A 17087-nucleotide genomic window follows, 5' to 3' on the forward strand; every position below is an offset into this window, starting at 1 on the left:
GTGCCGGACATCCGCCGCCGCACGTTTCTCGGCGCCACCGGCCTGCTGGCCGTTCCGGTGACCGTCCCCTCGTCGCCGCCGCGGGTGGCTTTCGTGGGCAGTTACGCCGCAGGCCTGGACGTCGCCCTCGCCGGCGATGCGGGCCTGCGGCGCGGGTTCACCGTGCCGGGTGTGCCCGCCGCGTCGTGGTTCGCGTTGTCGGCCGACAGGAAGGTGCTGTACGCGACCAACGAGACCGAAGACGGCACGGTCACCGCGGTCGACGTGCGTGATCCGCTGAAGCCGGCGGTGCTCGGCAGCCGTTCGACGCTCGGGGCCGGTCCGACGCACCTGTCGGTGGCCGGGCTGCACCTGCTGACGGCGAACTACACGTCGGGATCGCTGGTGGTGCACCCGATCCGGCGCGACGGGACGCTCGGCGAGGCCACGGACCTGGTGCGGCACGCGGGCGCGCAGTCGCACGCGCACCAGGTCGTGCCCGATCCGTCCGGCCGGTGGGTGCTGGCCGTGGACCTGGGCACGGACTCGGTGTACGTCTACCGGCTCGACGCGGGGAGGCTGGTCGCCCACCAGCAGGTCTCGCTGCCCGCGGGGACCGGGCCGCGGCACCTCGCGTTCCACCCGGGCGGGCGCGCGTTGTACGTGGCATGCGAGCTGGACCCGGCGGTCGTGCCGGGCACGTGGGACCCGGTGCGCGGCGAGGTCCGGCTCGGCGACGCGGTGCCGGTGGGCGTGCGGGACCAGGACTACCCCGGCGAGATCGCGGTGTCCCCGGACGGCCGGTTCGCGTACGTCTCGGTGCGTGGCGCGAACACGATCGCGGCGCTGCGCACCGGTCGCGCGCTGACGCCGGTGCGGGCGGCGCCGACGGGCGGGAACTGGCCGCGCCACTTCACCTTCGACGCGTCCGCGCGCCGGCTGTACGTGTCGAACCAGCGTTCCGGGACGGTCACCTGGCTGCCCCGCGATCCGGCGACCGGACGGCTCGGCGCGGCCGAGGGCGAACTGTCGGCGCCCGAAGTCGCCACCGTGTTGTTCCGCTGAGGGAGTTACGCAGTGGTAATGGTCTAGACCTTGTGGCGAGGTGAACGTCCGATTTAGGCTCTGTTGCCAATAGCGAAACGCACATTGCGTGACACGCAACGGAGGCTGCGTTGAGAATCCGTCGTACCCTCGCCGCGCTCGCGGTCGTGGCCACCGCCGCGGCCTGCGCGCCGGCCCAGACCGGGCCTGCCGGGCCCGGTGGTGACGAGAAGACCGGAACCCTGCGGGTCTGGCTGTTCGACGAGGCGAACCGCGCGCCCAAGGAAGCGGTCGTGAAGGACGCGGTCGCGGAATTCGAAGCCGCGCACGCCGGAGTCAAGGTGGACGTCCAGTGGATCCCGGTGGAAGGCCGCGCGGACCGGTTCTCCGGCGCCTTCAACGATCCCGCCAGCGCGCCGGACGTCGCCGAGTTCGGCAACACCGACGTCGCGAGCTACGCCCAGACGGGCGCGCTCGCCGACCTCACCGAGGACATCCGCGCCTGGCCGGAAGGCGCCGGGCTGCAGGCGAGCGTCCTGGACACCGCGAAGGCGGACGGCAAGACCTACGGCATCCCCTGGTACACGGGCATCCGCGCGCTCTACTACCGCACCGACGTGTTCGCCGAGCTGGGCCTGCGGCCGCCGGCGACGCTGGCCGAGCTCACCGAGACCGCCCGCGCGATCCGCGCCGCGCGACCCGACCTGTACGGCATCTCGGTCGGCGGCAAGTACACCTACGCGCTGCTGCCGTTCGTGTGGGCCCACGGCGGCGAGGTCGCCCGGAACAGCGGCGGCGCCTGGCGCGGCGACCTCACCTCGCCCGCCACCGCGGCCGGGGTCAGCGCCTACGCGAGCCTGCTCAGCCCAGGCATCTGCCCGCCGGAGCAGTGCGCGAACTCCACCGGCACCCAGAGCGTGCAGGCGTTCGCCGGGGGCAAGGCCGCGATGACGATCGGCGGCGACTTCAACCGCAAGGCCGTGGAAGCCGGCGCGGTACGGGGCAAGTACGCGGTCGTGCCGCTGCCCGGCACGCAGCCGGGGTCGGTCGCGCCCGCGTTCGCCGGTGGCAACCTGCTCGGCGTGTTCCGCGCGACCAGCCACCGCAGCCTGGCCACCGAGTTCGCCGAACTGCTCGCCGGGGCGAAGTACCAGGCGCGGATGTACGAGGCGATGGGCAACCTGCCGACCCTGACCGCGGTGCAGAACCAGGTGGCGGCGAGCGACCCGTTCCTGGAGCCGTTCGTGGCGACGCTCAAGGCGGGCACGAAGTTCGTGCCGTCCAGCCCGGCCTGGTCGCGCATCGACGCGCAGGGCGTGCTGCCGACCGCGGTGCAGCAGATCGCGACCGGGGAGAAGAGCCCGGACGCCGCGCTCGCGGCCGCGAACGAGGCGATGAACCAGGCCTTCGGCGGCTGACGTGGCCACCCCGAACCTGCTGGCGCCCGAGGCGCCGACAGCGCCGCCCGCACCGTCCCCGCGCCGCCGCAGGCGCGGGGACGGCCCCGCCGCCGTCCGCTACCTCGCCCCCGCCGCGATCTTGCTGCTGGTGGTGCTGGCCTACCCGATCTACCAGCTCGTCGTCATCTCGTTCTACGACTACGGGCAGGCCGAGGCGGCGGGCAACGCGCCGCTGCGGTTCCTCGGGCTGGCGAACTACGTGGAACTGCTCGGCAGCGCCACGTTCTGGACCGTGCTCGCCAAGACCGTCGTGTTCGCGGCGGTGTGCGTGGTGGGCAGCCTGGTGGCGGGCACCGGGCTGGCGGTGCTGGCGAGCAAGGTCCGTGCGGTGCCCCGCACGCTGTTGTTCCTCGCCGCGCTCGGCGCGTGGGCGACACCCGCGGTGGCCGGGTCCTACATCTGGCTGTTCCTCTTCGACGCCGATTTCGGGCTGGTCAACGAGGCACTCGCGTCACTCGGCTTCGGCGGCATGGCCGGGCACTCCTGGACCTTCGGCACCACCAGCGCGTTCGGGCTGGTGGCGCTGGAGGTGATCTGGTGCTCGTTCCCGTTCGTTCTGGTGACCATGTACGCCGGGATCCGCGCGGTGCCCGCCGAAGTGGTCGAGGCGGCCACTTTGGACGGTGCGGGCGCGTGGCGGACGACGACCTCGGTGCTGCTGCCGATGGTGCGGCCGATGCTGCTGATCGCGACCGTGCAGTCGATCATCTGGGACTTCAAGGTGTTCACGCAGATCTACGTGATGACCAGCGGCGGTGGCGTCGCGGGACGGAACCTGGTGCTCAACGTCTACGCCTACCAGCAGGCCTTCGCCGGTTCGCGCTACGGCCTCGGCGCGGCGATCGGGGTGGTGATGACCGTGCTGCTGCTGTCCGTCACCGGGCTGTACGTCCGGTCCCAGCGGGCGGGGCTGGCATGACGACGCGGGTGCGGAAACCGGGCCGCACGCTCGCCGAGATCGTCACCGTGCTCGTCGCCGCCGTGGTCGCGTTCCCGCTGTACTGGATGGTGCTGACCGCGCTGAAACCACCGGGCGAGGTGCAGTCGGCCGCGCCGTGGACGTTCGCACCGTCGCTGGACTCCTTCCAGCGGGTGCTGACCGTGTCCGGGTTCGGCCGGTACTTCCTCAACAGCCTGGTGGTCGCGCTCGTCGTGGTGGCGCTGTCGCTGCTGTTCGCCTTCCTGTCGGCGGTGGCGCTGACCCGGTTCCGCTTCCGCGGCCGCACGGTGCTGCTCGTGATGCTCCTGGTCGCGCAGATGGTGCCGGTGGAGGCGCTGACGATCCCGCTGTTCTTCCTGATGCGCTCGGTGGGGCAGGTGGCGCCCGCGTTCGGGCTCAACGAGCTGGGCTCGCTGGTGCTGGTGCACCTGGCGTTCAGCCTGCCGTTCGCGATCTGGATGCTGCGCGGTTTCGTCGCCGCGGTGCCCGCCGAACTCGAGGAGGCGGCGAAGGTGGACGGGGCGAGCCGGTTCCGGTTCGTGTGGCAGATCCTGTTCCCGCTCGTGGCGCCCGGCCTCGTGGCGACGAGCGTGCTGTCGTTCATCCACGCGTGGAACGACTTCCTGTTCGCCAAGACGTTCATCATCTCCCGCTCGGAGAACCAGACGCTGCCGCAGGCGATCCTGGTGTTCTTCAAACCGGAGGAGAACGACTGGGGCGCGATCATGGCGTCCTCGACGCTGATGACCGTGCCGGTGCTGGTGTTCTTCGTGCTCGTGCAGCGCAGGCTGGTCGGCGGCATGGCCGGGGCGGTGAAGGGGTGATCCCGCTGACCGCGCTGCTCCCCCGGCCGGTGTCGGTCACCGCCGCGCCCGGGACGTGCCGGTGGCCGGCGCCGGTCGAGGTGCGGACGGCGGACCTGCCCGCGGAGGGCTACCGGCTCACGATCCGGCCGGACGGGGTGCTGATCGAGGCGCCGGACGCCGCGGGCGAGTTCTACGCGCGGCAGACGCTGCGGCAGCTGATCGGGCCGGACGCGTTCCGCGCCGTGCCGCTGCGCGGGACGGCGGAGCTGGCGTGCGGGACGGTGGTGGACCACCCGCGGTTCGCCTGGCGCGGCTGCCTGCTCGACGTGGCGCGGCACTTCCGCACCAAGGCCGAGGTGCTGCGGTTCACCGACCTGCTCGCCGCGCACAAGCTGAACGTGCTGCACCTGCACCTCACCGACGACCAGGGCTGGCGCGTGGAGATCCCGGCGTTCCCGCGACTGACCGAGGTGGGGTCGTGGCGGCGGGAGTCGATGGTCGGCCGCCACGACGGCCAGGAGCGCGACGGGCGGCCGCACGGCGGGTTCTACACCGGCGACGACCTGCGGGAGATCGTCGCCTACGCGGCAGCGCGGGCGATCACGGTGGTGCCCGAGATCGACGTGCCCGGCCACTCGCGCGCGGCGATCGCCGCGTACCCGGAGCTGGGCGGCGGGCGCGAGCTCGACGTGTGGACGTCGTGGGGCGTCAGCACCGACCTCCTGGACCCGTCGGAGTCCACTGTGGAGTTCTTCCGTGCGGTCTTCGACGAGGTGCTGGACATCTTTCCGTCCGAGGTGATCGGCGTCGGCGGGGACGAGGCGCCGGGCGCCACACCGGAGCACGGCAAGTTCACCGCGCGGATGATCGAGCACCTGCACGCGCGCGGCCGGCGGGCGCACGCCTGGGACGAGGTCCTGGACGCCGGGACCGCCTTGCCCGCCGGCACCGTGATCGGCGCGTGGCGGGACGAAACCCAGGTGGCACGGGCGATCGACGCCGGGTGCCAGGTCGTCGCGTGTCCCGAGCAGGCGGTGTACCTCGACCACCGGCAGGCCGACGGCGACGACGAACCCATCCCGGTCGGGTTCGTGCGGACCCTGGCCGACGTCCACCGCTGGGAACCGCCGTCCGGGGTGCTCGGGGCGCAGGCGCAGGTGTGGACCGAGCACCTGGACTCGGTGCGGCGGGTCGACTACGCGACGTTCCCGCGGTTGTGCGCCTTCGCCGAGGTCGTGTGGAGCCCGCCCGAACGCGATGGCGCGGAGTTCCACACGCGGCTGGCCGAGCACCACCTGCCGCGGCTGGACGCACTCGGCGTGGAGTACCGGCCCCTCGACGGGCCGCGACCGTGGCAGCGGCGGCCGGGCGTGCCGGGCCGGCCGCGATGACGGCCGGGCCGGCGCCCGCGGTCACTGCTGCGGCGCGAAGCCCTGCTGGAACTGGCCCTGTCCCTGCTGCCCCTGTGCCTGCTGAGTCTGGGGCTGCTGCTGGTACTGCTGCTGCGCGGCCTGCTGCTGCGCGCCTGCGTCCGTGCCGTCGGGCACCACGTACACGGCCGTGCCGTAGGCGGCGATCTCGCTCGCGGTCTGGGCGATCTCGTTGCAGTCGAAGCGCATGCTCAGCACCGCGTTCGCCCCGAAGGCCATCGCCTCCTGGCAGAGCCGCCCCAGCGCCTCGTACCGCGAATCGGACAGCAGCTTCGACAGGCCCTTCAGCTCGCCGCCCGCCATCGCCTTGAAGCCGGCGCCGAGGTTGGAGAACATGTTCCGGCTGCGCACCGTCAGCCCGAACACCTCGCCGTACACGCGCACGACCCGGTAGCCGGGCAAATCGTTCATAGTGGACAGCAGGATCGGGAACCGCGGCTGCTGCTGGTAAGGCTGGCTCATGCCGCGGATCGTAGCGTCCTTCACGTCACGGCCCGGTACCAAACCTCGGGCCGCCCGACCTGTCCGTATCGCGGCTCTCGTCGCGCGAGTCCGTTGTCCGCGAGGTATTCCAGGTACCGCCGCGCGGTCACCCGGGACACCCCCGTCGCGGTGGCGGCCGCGCCCGCGGACAGCCCGTCCGGTTCGTCCCGCAGCGCCGAGACCACCGCGTCCAGGGTCTGCCCGCTCATCCCCTTGGGCAGGGCCGTCGCCACCGGCGAGCGCAGCGCCGCGAACGCCCGGTCCACCTCGGACTGCCCGACCTCGCCGGTTTCCCCGAAACTTTCCCGGAACTTCGCGTACCGGTCGAGCTTGTCCCGCAGCGAGGCGAAGGTGAACGGTTTGATGAGGTACTGCACGATCCCGACCGACACGGCGGCCTTCACCACCGCCAGGTCCCGAGCCGAGGTCACCGCGATGACGTCCACCAGGTTGCCCGCGGCCCGCAACGCCCGGCACACCGCGAGGCCGTGCGTGTCGGGCAGGTAGAAGTCGAGCAGCACCAGGTCGGCGGTGTCGCGCTCGAAGAACCGCAGCGCCTCCGCGCCGGAGTGGACGACCGCGGCGACGGTGAACCCGGCGACCCGCTCCACGTAGGTCCGGTGCGCCTCGGCGGCGACCGGGTCGTCTTCGACCACGAGCACCCGGATCACCGCGGCACCTCCTGCCGCACCGGCAGCCGCACGGTGAACACCGCGCCCTCGCCGGAGGCCACGTCCACCCGTCCGCCGTTGCGCCGCACCACCTGCCCGACCAGCGCCAGGCCCAGTCCGTGACCGTCCGGTTTGGTCGTCCAGCCGCGCTCGAACACGCGCCGCCGCGCCTCGTCCGGCACGCCCCGGCCGTTGTCGGCGACCCGCAACAGCAGCTCCTCCCCCTCGATCTTCGCGGTCACCGTGACCCGCGGCCGCTCCGGCCGCTCACCCGCGGCCTCGATGGCGGCGTCGATCGCGTTGTCGATCAGGTTGCCCAGCACGGTGATCAGGTCGCGCGGCTCGATGCCGGTGTCGGTGTCCTCGATGGCGGTGTCCTCGGTCAGCACCAGTTCGGCGCCGCGCTCGCTGGCCTCGGCGGTCTTGCCGAGCAGCAGCGCGGCCAGCACCGGTTCGGACACCGCGCCGACGACCTGGTCGGTGAGCCGTTGCGCGATCTCCAGCTCCGCCGTGGCGAACTCGACCGCTTCCTGGGTGCGGCCCATCTCCACCAGGGACACCACCGTGTGCAGGCGGTTGGCCGCCTCGTGCGCCTGCGACCGCAGCGACTCGGCGAGCCCGCGCGCGGTGGTCAGCTCGCCGGTGAGCAGCTGCAGGTCGGTGTGGTCACGCAGGGTGACGACGGTGCCGTGGTCCTTCGCGCGGGCGCGGGACCGCACCGGCGCGGTGCTCACCACCAGCACCCGCACGTCGGTCAGGTGGATCTCGTCGCGCCGCGGCTCCTGGCCCCGCAGCGCTCCGACCAGGCTCGGCGGCAGCCCCAGCTCGGTGACCGGCTTGCCGGTCGGGTCCGCGCCGAGGCCGAGCAGCTCGCGGGCGGCGTCGTTGCACAGCACCACCCGCTCGTCCGCGCCGACCAGCACGAGCCCCTCGCGCACCGCGTGCAGGGTCGCCTCGTAGTAGGCGAAGATGCTGCTCAGCTCGGCCGGGGCGAGACCGCGGGTCTGCCGCCGCAGCCTGCTGCTGACCAGGTAGCTGCCCGCGATGCCCACCACCAGGGCCGCGCCGGCCACCGCGGCGAGCGTCCAGATCCGCTGCGCCAGCGCCGCCGAGATGGCGTCGACCTTGATGCCTGCCGACACCAGCGCGACCACGCGCCGCTCCGCGTCGAACACCGGCACCACCGCGCGCATCGACGGGCCGAGCGTGCCGGTGTAGGTCTCGGTGTAGACCCGGCCCTGCCGCGCGACGTCGATCGTGCCGAGGAACCGCTGCCCGATCAGCTCCGGGTTCGGGTGGGTGTAGCGGATGCCGTCCGGGTCCATGATCGTGATGAAGTCGACCCCGGTGTCGCGCCGCACCTGCTCGGCGAAGGGTTGCAGTTCGGTGCTCGGAGCGGGCAGTCTCAACGCGGAGAGCACCGTCGGCGAGTCGGCGAGGGTGCTCGAGATGGCGACCACCTTGTCCTGCGCGCGGGCCTCCACCGCGCGGGCGGCGTCGAAGTAGGCCAGCAGCGCCCCGACCGCGACCAGCACGGCCACTCCCGCCACCTGCAGCAGGAGCAGCTGCCGCGCGAGGCTCCAGCGCCTGCTCGTGATCCGCACCCCGCCATCCCAGCACACCGGCCGGGCCGGCCGCCCGGGGACGCCGGTCGCGCCGCGAACTCTATGAACACAACGGTGACCGCGGTCATACCCGTGGCCGATAGTTCCACGCGAACTGCGCCGGACTGGGCGCGTCACGTCCCCACAGGAGGCAACGTTGCCTACGGCACCACCGGCCGGCGCGAAGCCGCGCCGCGACCGGATGCACTACCTCTACCTCGCGGTCATCGCCGCGGTCGTCCTCGGTGTCGCGGTCGGGATCCTGTTCCCCGGCTTCGGCAAGAGCCTCGCCTGGCTCGGCACCGGGTTCGTGAACCTGATCAAGATGATGATCTCCCCCATCATCTTCTGCACGATCGTGCTCGGCATCGGGTCGGTCGCCAAGGCCGCGAAGGTCGGCAAGGTCGGCCTGATGGCCATCGGCTACTTCCTGGTGATGTCGACGTTCGCGCTGGCCATCGGCCTGATCGTGGGCAACCTGCTGCACCCGGGCAGCGGCCTGCACCTGGACCCGTCGTCGATCGCGAAGGCGCAGGAACAGGCCAGCAAGGGCAGCGAGGGCACCACCGACTTCGTGCTCGGCATCATCCCGACCTCGCTGGTGTCGTCGTTCACCGAGGGTTCGGTGCTGCAGACGCTGCTGGTCGCGCTGCTCGCCGGCTTCGCGCTGCAGAAGATGGGTGAGGCGGGCAAGCCGATCCTGCGCGGCATCGAGCACATCCAGAAGCTCGTGTTCCGCATCCTGTCGATGATCATGTGGGCGGCGCCGGTGGGCGCGTTCGGCGCGATCGCCGCGGTGGTGGGCGCGACCGGGTGGAACGCGCTGAAGAGCCTCGCGGTGGTGATGGTCGGGTTCTACGTCACGTGCGCGTTGTTCGTGGTGATCGTGCTCGGCGCGATCCTGTGGCTGGGCGCGCGGATCAACATCTTCAGCCTGCTGCGGTACCTCACCCGCGAGTTCATCCTGATCGTGTCGACGTCGTCGTCGGAGTCGGCGCTGCCGCGGCTGATCGCGAAGATGGAGCACCTGGGCGTGTCCAAGCCGGTCGTCGGCATCACGGTGCCGACCGGGTACTCGTTCAACCTGGACGGCACCGCGATCTACCTGACGATGGCGACGCTGTTCATCGCCACCGCGCAGGGCAGCCCGCTGTCCGTCGGCGAGCAGATCTCCCTGCTGGTGTTCATGATCATCGCGTCGAAGGGTGCGGCCGGCGTGAGCGGCGCGGGCCTGGCGACCCTGGCGGGCGGGCTGCAGTCGCACCGGCCGGATCTGGTCGGCGGCGTCGGGTTCATCCTCGGCATCGACCGGTTCATGTCCGAGGCGCGCGCGGTGACCAACTTCGCGGGCAACGCCGTGGCGACGGTCGTCATCGGGTCCTGGACCAAGGAGTTCGACCGGTCGCGGGCCCAGCGGGTGCTGTCCGGGCAGGACCCGTTCAACGAGACCACGCTGGTGGACGACCACCCCGCGGCCGAGCCGGCGCGGGAGCCCGTGAAGGCCGGCGTCTGATGCGCGCCCGGCGGCTGGTGATCGCGGTGGTCGCCGCGATCACCAGCACACTCCTGGCCGCTCCGGCCGCCACCGCGTCGGGGATCGTCGGATTTCCCGTGCCTTCCGCCGGCTGCGGCCACCCCGCACCGGTGCCGGCGGGACAGAGCGTGACCCGCACCGTCACCTCGGGCGGGCTCACGCGCAGCTATCTGCTGCACGTTCCGGCGGACTACCGGCCCGACCGGCCGGATCCGCTGGTCCTGTCCTTCCACGGGCACGGCCGCACCGCCGAGTACCAGGAGGAGCTGTCCGGCTTCTCCGGCCGGTCGGTGATCGCGGTCTACCCGCAGGGTCTGACCGGGACCGACGGGAAGAGCGCGTGGACGGGCGCGCCGTACTCGGCCGCCGCGGACGACGTGCTGTTCACCAGCGACCTGCTGAACCAGGTGCAGCGAGAGCTGTGCGTCGATCCGCGGCGCGTGTTCGCGGCGGGCAAGTCCAACGGCGGCGGGTTCACCGGGGTGCTGGCCTGCCGGCTGAGCGGGCGGATCGCGGCGTTCGCGCCGGTGTCCGGGGCGTTCTACCCGCAGGGCGGCGAGTGCCACCCGTCGCGGCCGGCGCCGGTGCTGGACTTCCACGGCACCGCGGACACGACAATTCCTTACGCTGGCGATCCGGCGCGCGGGCTGCCGTCCATTCCGGACTGGCTGGCGGGCTGGGCGTCGCGCGACGGGTGCGCCCCGGAACCCGTGGTGCGTGACCTCGGCGACGGGGTGCGGGTCGAGCGGTGGCGGTCCTGTGATGCGGACGTCGTGCACTACCGGGTCGAGGGCCTGGGCCACGACTGGCCGAGCACCGCGCCCAACCCGGATTCGGACGTCCCGTCGGTGATCGACGCGACGCCGGTGATCCTGCGGTTCTTCAGCGCGCACCCGCTGCGCTGAGGTGGTGCTGGAGTCCGCGCCGGCCACGCCGCATCATCAGGGCGTGGTTGGCGCGGAACACCGGTCGGGCCAGCGGGGAGAGGGTGCGCAGCAGCGGTTTCGTGGCGAGGACCCGCTGGGTGATCTCCAGCCGGGTGCCGCCCGGCCTGCCCAGGACGACCGCCGCGAGCGAGCCTTCGAGGTCGCCGGTCAGGTGGACGCGCAGGCGGCCGCGATCGGGATCCTGCTCGGCCCGGCGCATGCGAACGACGAGCGCGTACGGCAGCGCGGCGCGGCAGACGAGCTGAGCGGTGTCCTCGTCGACCCGGGTGACCTCCCGCACGTCCGGCCACCAGAGCGGATACCCGGCGACATCGGTGACCACCTCGAAGACGGCGCACGCGGGCGCGGAGAGCAGCCAGGTGTCCCGGAAGTGGTAGGCGTTGACCCGCATGCCATCGAGTATCCGCCAAGATCAATAGCCGGACCCGCCGTCGGCGGGGGTGGCGGTCACCTTCGCCCCGGACGGGGCGACCACGAACCAGGTGCCGTCGACGCCCTGGCCGTTGACCTGGCCGGGTGCGGTGTCGTTGGCGTAGCGGTACAGCGGCCGGCCCCCGAGCGTGAGCTGCCGCACGCCGTCCGGGCGGACGAGAACCCCGGCGAGCGCGCGGTCGATCCCGTCGGTGGTCGGCGCGGCGGCACCGGCGGCTGCCGGCGGCCACAGGGTCGCGCAGGCGCCGGCGCAGTTGCTCGCCGGTGGTGACGCGCTGTCCAGCTCGAAGCGGTAGAGCGTGCGGCCCTGGTCGTCGGCGACGACCTCCCCGAGCCCGCTGATGACGGCGACGCGCAGATCGGCGGGCGGGCGCTCCGGCGCAGCCGGGCCGCACGCGGACGCGAACACCGCCACGATCACGGCGACGAGCAGGCGGGTCATCGGGCACCTCCCGCGGTGCGAGCCCGGTGCACGGCGACCGGGTCATCCCATTGACACGAGAGGGCGTGCTCCGCAGTTCACCGGCCCGGCACGCTTGGCCGCGTGCCGGGAGCGCCGGCAGGCGGATGCGCGAGGCGCGACACCGTGCCGGACCGCGCCGCCGGGCTTTTCGGCAGCTCCGAACCGGCCCGCACCGCCTGGCGTACGGCGGTGTCCGGCGAGCCAGGAGCGGATCGCCGCCCACGACGGTCACCAGCCCGGCGCGGTGCCGGTGCGCCCGGCACCGCACTGTCCGGACGCGGCCGGGAACGCGCCGCACGGCTGGCCGGCCGCGCGGCGCGCCCGAATCAGTTCAGCAGTTCCTGCAGGAACTTGCCCGTGTAGCTGCCTTCGACCGTGGCGACGTGCTCCGGCGTGCCCTCGGCGACGACGGTGCCTCCGCCGGAGCCGCCTTCCGGGCCCAGGTCGATGACCCAGTCGGAGGTCTTGATCACGTCGAGGTTGTGCTCGATCACGATCACGCTGTTGCCCTTGTCCACCAGGCCGTTGATGACGCCGAGCAGCTTGCGGATGTCCTCGAAGTGCAGGCCGGTGGTCGGCTCGTCGAGGATGTACACCGTCTTGCCGGTCGAGCGCTTCTGCAGCTCGGACGCGAGCTTCACGCGCTGCGCCTCGCCGCCGGACAGCGTCGGCGCGGGCTGGCCCAGCCGCACGTAGCCGAGGCCGACGTCGACCAGCGTCTGCAGGTGCCGGTGGATCGCCTTGATCGGCTCGAAGAACTCGGCGGCCTCCTCGATCGGCATGTCGAGGACGTCGGAGACCGTCTTGCCCTTGTAGTGCACCTCGAGCGTCTCGCGGTTGTACCGGGCGCCCTTGCAGACCTCGCACGGCACGTACACGTCGGGCAGGAAGTTCATCTCGATCTTGATCGTGCCGTCGCCCGCGCACGCCTCGCAGCGGCCGCCCTTGACGTTGAACGAGAACCGGCCCGGCTGGTAGCCGCGCACCTTCGCCTCGGTGGTGGCCGCGAACAGCTTGCGCACGTGGTCCCACACACCCGTGTAGGTCGCCGGGTTGGACCGCGGCGTGCGGCCGATCGGCGACTGGTCGACGCGCACCAGCTTGTCCACGTGGTCCAGGCCGCGCACGCGGGTGTGCCGTCCCGGCACCTGGCGGGCGCCGTTGAGCTTGTTCGCCAGCACCGTCGCGAGGATGTCGTTGACCAGCGTCGACTTGCCCGACCCGGACACGCCGGTGACCGACACCAGGCAGCCCAGCGGGAACGACACGTCCACGCCACGCAGGTTGTGCTCACGCGCGCCGACCACGGTCAGCTGCCGCTTCTTGTTCGCCGGCCGCCGGATCGCCGGCACCGGGATGACCTCCTGCCCGGACAGGTACTGGCCGGTCAGCGACTTCTTGTTCTTGAGCAGCTTCGCGAACGGTCCGCTGTGGACGATGTGCCCGCCGTGCTCGCCCGCGCCGGGGCCGATGTCGACCACCCAGTCGCTGGCGCGGATGGTGTCCTCGTCGTGCTCGACTACGATCAGCGTGTTGCCCAGGTCGCGCAGCCTGGTCAGCGTGTCGATCAGACGGCGGTTGTCACGCTGGTGCAGGCCGATCGACGGCTCGTCCAGCACGTACAGCACGCCCACCAGCCCGGACCCGATCTGGGTGGCCAGCCGGATGCGCTGGGCCTCACCACCGGACAGCGTGGCCGACGCGCGGTCCAGCGACAGGTAGTTCAGGCCGACGTCGAGCAGGAAGCGCAGCCGCGCCTGGATCTCCTTCAGCACCGCGCCGGCGATCATCGCCTCGCGCTGCCCCAGCTTGAGGCCGTCGAGGAACTCCGAGGCCTCCTCGATGGACAGGGCGCACACCTCGGCGATCGACCGCTCGCCGCGCTCGGCGTGCTCCAGGGTGACCGCGAGGATCTCCGGCTTGAGCCTGCTGCCCTGGCACGCCGGGCACGGCACCTCGCGCATGTAGCCCTCGTACCGCTCGCGCATGTACTCGGACTCGGTCTGGTCCAGCCGCCGCTCCAGGAACGGGATGACGCCCTCGAAGCTCGCGTAGTAGCTGCGCTGGCGGCCGTAGCGGTTGCGGTAGCGGACGTGGACCTGCTCGTCGACGCCGTGCAGGACCGCCTTCTGCGCCTTCGCGGGCAGCTTGCGCCACGGCGTGTCCATGCGGAAGCCGATGGTCTCCGACAGCGACTCCAGCAGCCGCTGGAAGTACTCGGCGCTCTGCCCGCCCGACCAGGGCGCGATCGCGCCTTCGGCCAGCGACAGCTCGTCGTCGGGCACCACCAGCTCCGGGTCGACCTCCTTGCGGATGCCGATGCCGGTGCACTCCGGGCACGCGCCGTAGGGCGAGTTGAACGAGAACGAGCGCGGCTCGAGGTCCTCGATCGCCAGCGGGTGGCCGTTCGGGCAGGCGAGGTTCTCGGAGAACCCGCGGATGCGGTGCGGGTCGCCCTCCGGCAGGTCGACGAACTCCAGCTCGACCAGCCCGTCCGCCAGGCGCAGCGCGGTCTCGACCGAGTCGGTCAGCCGCTGCTTCGCCGAGGACTTGACCGTCAGCCGGTCGACCACGACGCCGATGTGGTGCTTCTCCTGCTTCTTCAGCTTCGGCGGGTCGGTGAGCTGGTACACCTGCCCGTCGATGCGCGCCCGCGAGTAGCCCTGCTGCTGGAGGTTGCTGAACAGGTCGAGGTACTCGCCCTTGCGGCCGCGCACGACCGGCGCGAGCACCTGGAACCGGGTGCCCTGCTCCATGGCCAGCACCTGGTCAACGATCTGCTGCGGGGTCTGATTGCTGATCGGCTCACCGCACTGCGGGCAGTGCGGCTTGCCCGCGCGCGCGTAGAGGAGCCGGAGGTAGTCGTAGACCTCGGTGATGGTGCCCACGGTGGAGCGCGGGTTGCGCGAGGTGGACTTCTGGTCGATCGACACCGCGGGCGACAGGCCCTCGATGAAGTCGACGTCCGGCTTGTCCATCTGCCCCAGGAACTGCCGGGCGTACGCCGACAGCGACTCCACGTACCGCCGCTGCCCCTCGGCGAAGATCGTGTCGAAGGCCAGGCTCGACTTGCCCGACCCGGACAGGCCGGTGAACACGATCAGGCTGTCCCGGGGCAGGTCGAGGTCGACGCCGCGGAGGTTGTGCTCGCGCGCACCGCGAACAACGAGGCGATCAGCCACGGATGAGGTCCCTTCCCTGGAATGTGACGGCCGGATCAGCCAGCCGCATCCATGCTAGGACGACCCACCGACAGAAACCGGAGCCGGACCGGTCGGCTCCTCGCGGACGAGGTCGTCCGGAGCCCTCCGGGGCGGCGGCGCGGTCGCGCCGCGCGGCGTGGTCAGCCAGCGGTGGGCCGGCCGTTCGACGAACTTCGTGAGCAGCCACCCGGCGCCGATCGCCGCCCCCAGCACGAGCGGCAGCCGCGCCCAGCCCGGCAGTCCCGCGAGTTGCAGCGCCTTGGCCAGGATGTAGCCCAGCTCCTGGTGCAACAGGTACACGCCGTAGGAAATTCCGGCGAACCAGCCGATGACCGGCGCCAGCGGGCGCAGGAACGTCCAGTCCGGGCCCTTCGCCGCGGCGCACACCAGGACGAGCACCAGCGCGAACCCGATGATGGAGGGCAGCCGCGACGGGTCCGTGGGCAACGCCACGTGGAACGGGTAGAGGTGCAGGTCCTGCGCGGCGACGACGGCGGCGAGCAGCAGCGCCAGGTGCGGCGTGGACAACCGGTCGCGCGACCAGAGCCACACCGCGACGCCGGCGGCGAACGCGTGCAGCCGGTGCAGCCCGAACCCGAAGACGACGGCGAACGCCCACGGTGAGGGGTTCGTGACGCCGAACACCCAGAACCGCAGGACGAGCGGGACGACGACCATCGCCCAGGCGAGCAGCTTCGCGTGCCGCGCCGCGTGCGGCGACCGGAACCAGGGGGTGCGCGACCACAGCAGCGCGGCGCCGGCGAAGACCATCAGCTGGACGGGCAGCGTCCAGTAGGAGCCGTCGAGCCAGATGAACCCCTGGTGCCAGCCCTGGATCATGGTCAGGTTGACGAGGAGGTCCCAGCCGACCGGCACGTACCAGGAACTCGCCCAGGCCACGCCGTCGGTGGTGGGGCCGAACAGCTTGTCCCACCAGTGGCTGCCGAACTCCTGGCCGTTGAACGAGGCGTCCGCCCAGCGCATCACGAAGTAGGTCAGCAGCACCGCGACCAGGTACGGCGGGACGAGCCGGGCGGCCTTCTTCCACATCCACCGCCCGCTGTCGCCGCGCCGGACGGTCTGGCACACGAAGAACGCGGAGACGACCATCAGGATCGCGGCGCCGAACTGGGCGGTGACCTTGACCGGGTAGTCGTTCAGCTCGGTGTGGGCCAGCGGGCCCTGGTGGGTGATGTGACCCAGCATCACGGCCAGGACCGCCAGGACGCGGACGGCGTCCCAGCTGATGCGGCGGGTGCTGGCGCGGGGGTTCTCGGGGAGGAAGCTCGGCACGTCTCGGGGCGTCTCGCAAGATCGGGTTCGGGGACGCTCGGAGCCTACGTTACCGATCCGAGACCAACCTGAACGGGTGGAACGCGATGTGGCGCGGCGACTACGGTTGGCGGCGTGAACGTCGTAGAGGACTACACCGGCCACGTGGAGCCGGGCGGGGACGCGGCCCGGCGCGTGCTGGACCGGCTGGCCATCACCAAGCTGTCGGTCGGCCCCATGGACAACAACGCCTACCTGCTGGTTTGTCGCAGGCAGAACGAGGCGCTGCTGATCGACGCCGCGGCGGACCCGGAGCGGATCTCGGACCTCATCGGTCACGGGCCCGACCGTCCCGCGCTGCGCACGATCGTGACCACCCACCAGCACGCCGACCACTGGCAAGCGCTGGGCGCGGTGGCGGGCGCGTACGGAGCGAACACGGCGGCTCACCCGTTGGACGCTTCGGTGCTGCCGGTCCCCCCGGACTTTCTGGTCGAGGACGGCGACACCCTCACGGTGGGTGACTGCACGCTCGAGGTGATTCACCTGAGGGGGCACACTCCGGGCTCGATCGCGTTGTTGTACCGCGACACGGACGGCAGCACGCACCTCTTCACGGGCGATTCGCTGTTCCCCGGCGGCGTCGGGAAGACGAACTCGCCGGAGGACTTCCAGTCCCTGCTGGGCGACGTGGAGACGCGGGTGTTCGGCCGGCTGCCGGACGAGACGTGGTTCTACCCGGGCCACGGGGACGACTCGACGCTCGGCGCGGAGCGGCCGAAGCTGGCGGAGTGGCGCGAGCGCGGTTGGTGATCGCCC

The 17087-nt window shown here is 71.9% G+C and carries 15 protein-coding genes; 8 read left to right on the plus strand and 7 right to left on the minus strand.

The window, feature by feature from the left end:
• From ABZ215_RS28980 to ABZ215_RS29000, 5 genes are all read left to right on the plus strand, one after another.
• On the plus strand, positions 1-1044 hold the full coding sequence (locus ABZ215_RS28980) for a lactonase family protein (RefSeq protein WP_354953068.1): 1044 nt from the start codon (positions 1-3) through the stop codon (positions 1042-1044).
• A gap of 110 nt (positions 1045-1154) precedes the next feature.
• On the plus strand, positions 1155-2441 hold the full coding sequence (locus ABZ215_RS28985; protein WP_354953070.1) for an extracellular solute-binding protein: 1287 nt from the start codon (positions 1155-1157) through the stop codon (positions 2439-2441).
• Position 2442: 1 nt separating this feature from the next.
• Entirely contained in the window at positions 2443-3402 is a 960-nt protein-coding gene (locus ABZ215_RS28990; protein WP_020420406.1) for a sugar ABC transporter permease, read from the plus strand.
• The gene (locus tag ABZ215_RS28995) at positions 3399-4247 is read left to right on the plus strand and encodes a carbohydrate ABC transporter permease (RefSeq protein WP_354953072.1); all 849 of its coding nucleotides are present in this window, start codon (positions 3399-3401) and stop codon (positions 4245-4247) included. The genes ABZ215_RS28990 and ABZ215_RS28995 overlap by 4 nt, the downstream gene beginning before the upstream one ends.
• A complete protein-coding gene (locus ABZ215_RS29000; RefSeq protein WP_354953074.1) occupies positions 4244-5620 on the plus strand; it encodes a beta-N-acetylhexosaminidase in 1377 nt (458 codons plus the stop codon). The genes ABZ215_RS28995 and ABZ215_RS29000 overlap by 4 nt, the downstream gene beginning before the upstream one ends.
• Before the next feature lie 21 nt (positions 5621-5641).
• Here the strand turns inward: ABZ215_RS29000 and ABZ215_RS29005 are convergent, their stop codons facing one another.
• The 3 genes from ABZ215_RS29005 to ABZ215_RS29015 are packed head-to-tail and all read right to left on the minus strand — an operon-like array spanning position 5642 to position 8417.
• Positions 5642-6121, minus strand: coding sequence for a YbjQ family protein (locus ABZ215_RS29005; protein ID WP_354953076.1), 480 nt, complete (start codon positions 6119-6121; stop codon positions 5642-5644).
• A 20-nt stretch (positions 6122-6141) separates the two neighbouring features.
• Positions 6142-6813 (minus strand): response regulator, encoded by a 672-nt coding sequence (locus tag ABZ215_RS29010; RefSeq protein WP_020420402.1) that lies wholly within the window; start codon positions 6811-6813, stop codon positions 6142-6144.
• Positions 6810-8417 carry a sensor histidine kinase gene (locus ABZ215_RS29015; protein ID WP_354953078.1) on the minus strand — a complete coding sequence of 536 codons (1608 nt, stop codon included), beginning with the start codon at positions 8415-8417 and terminating at the stop codon, positions 6810-6812. Before ABZ215_RS29015 ends, ABZ215_RS29010 begins: the two co-directional genes overlap by 4 nt.
• Positions 8418-8619: 202 nt before the next feature.
• Here ABZ215_RS29015 and ABZ215_RS29020 point away from each other — a divergent pair, with 202 nt between their 5' ends.
• Together ABZ215_RS29020 and ABZ215_RS29025 are read left to right on the plus strand one after the other, a co-directional pair.
• A complete protein-coding gene (locus ABZ215_RS29020; RefSeq protein WP_020420400.1) occupies positions 8620-9930 on the plus strand; it encodes a C4-dicarboxylate transporter DctA in 1311 nt (436 codons plus the stop codon).
• A complete protein-coding gene (locus ABZ215_RS29025) occupies positions 9930-10856 on the plus strand; it encodes a ferulic acid esterase (protein WP_354953080.1) in 927 nt (308 codons plus the stop codon). Before ABZ215_RS29020 ends, ABZ215_RS29025 begins: the two co-directional genes overlap by 1 nt.
• Here the strand turns inward: ABZ215_RS29025 and ABZ215_RS29030 are convergent.
• The 4 genes from ABZ215_RS29030 to ABZ215_RS29045 all read right to left on the minus strand — a co-directional run bounded on the left by ABZ215_RS29030 (position 10834) and on the right by ABZ215_RS29045 (position 16289).
• Positions 10834-11289, minus strand: a complete 456-nt coding sequence (locus ABZ215_RS29030) for an SRPBCC family protein (protein ID WP_354953082.1) — start codon at positions 11287-11289, stop codon at positions 10834-10836. The genes ABZ215_RS29025 and ABZ215_RS29030 overlap by 23 nt on opposite strands.
• A gap of 21 nt (positions 11290-11310) precedes the next feature.
• Positions 11311-11772 carry a hypothetical protein gene (locus ABZ215_RS29035; protein WP_354710822.1) on the minus strand — a complete coding sequence of 154 codons (462 nt, stop codon included), beginning with the start codon at positions 11770-11772 and terminating at the stop codon, positions 11311-11313.
• A 347-nt stretch (positions 11773-12119) separates the two neighbouring features.
• The gene (gene uvrA, locus ABZ215_RS29040; protein ID WP_354953084.1) at positions 12120-14975 is read right to left on the minus strand and encodes an excinuclease ABC subunit UvrA; all 2856 of its coding nucleotides are present in this window, start codon (positions 14973-14975) and stop codon (positions 12120-12122) included.
• A gap of 54 nt (positions 14976-15029) precedes the next feature.
• Positions 15030-16289, minus strand: coding sequence for an acyltransferase (locus ABZ215_RS29045; protein ID WP_354953086.1), 1260 nt, complete (start codon positions 16287-16289; stop codon positions 15030-15032).
• A gap of 114 nt (positions 16290-16403) precedes the next feature.
• Between ABZ215_RS29045 and ABZ215_RS29050 the strand changes: the two genes are divergently transcribed.
• Positions 16404-17081 (plus strand): MBL fold metallo-hydrolase, encoded by a 678-nt coding sequence (locus tag ABZ215_RS29050; RefSeq protein WP_237338654.1) that lies wholly within the window; start codon positions 16404-16406, stop codon positions 17079-17081.
• The last annotated feature ends 6 nt before the right edge of the window (positions 17082-17087 follow it).

It is taken from the genome of Amycolatopsis sp. NPDC006131 (assembly GCF_040614175.1).
Classification (GTDB): Bacteria; Actinomycetota; Actinomycetes; order Mycobacteriales; family Pseudonocardiaceae; genus Amycolatopsis_E; species Amycolatopsis_E tucumanensis.

Coding starts and splice junctions, on each gene's coding strand:
- ABZ215_RS28995 (WP_354953072.1), top strand. CDS start 3,399: ATGACGACGCGGGTGCGGAAACCGGGCCGCACGCTCGCCGAGATCGTC.
- ABZ215_RS29005 (WP_354953076.1), bottom strand. CDS start 6,121: ATGAGCCAGCCTTACCAGCAGCAGCCGCGGTTCCCGATCCTGCTGTCC.
- ABZ215_RS29020 (WP_020420400.1), top strand. CDS start 8,620: ATGCACTACCTCTACCTCGCGGTCATCGCCGCGGTCGTCCTCGGTGTC.
- ABZ215_RS29025 (WP_354953080.1), top strand. CDS start 9,930: ATGCGCGCCCGGCGGCTGGTGATCGCGGTGGTCGCCGCGATCACCAGC.
- ABZ215_RS29030 (WP_354953082.1), bottom strand. CDS start 11,289: ATGCGGGTCAACGCCTACCACTTCCGGGACACCTGGCTGCTCTCCGCG.
- ABZ215_RS29035 (WP_354710822.1), bottom strand. CDS start 11,772: ATGACCCGCCTGCTCGTCGCCGTGATCGTGGCGGTGTTCGCGTCCGCG.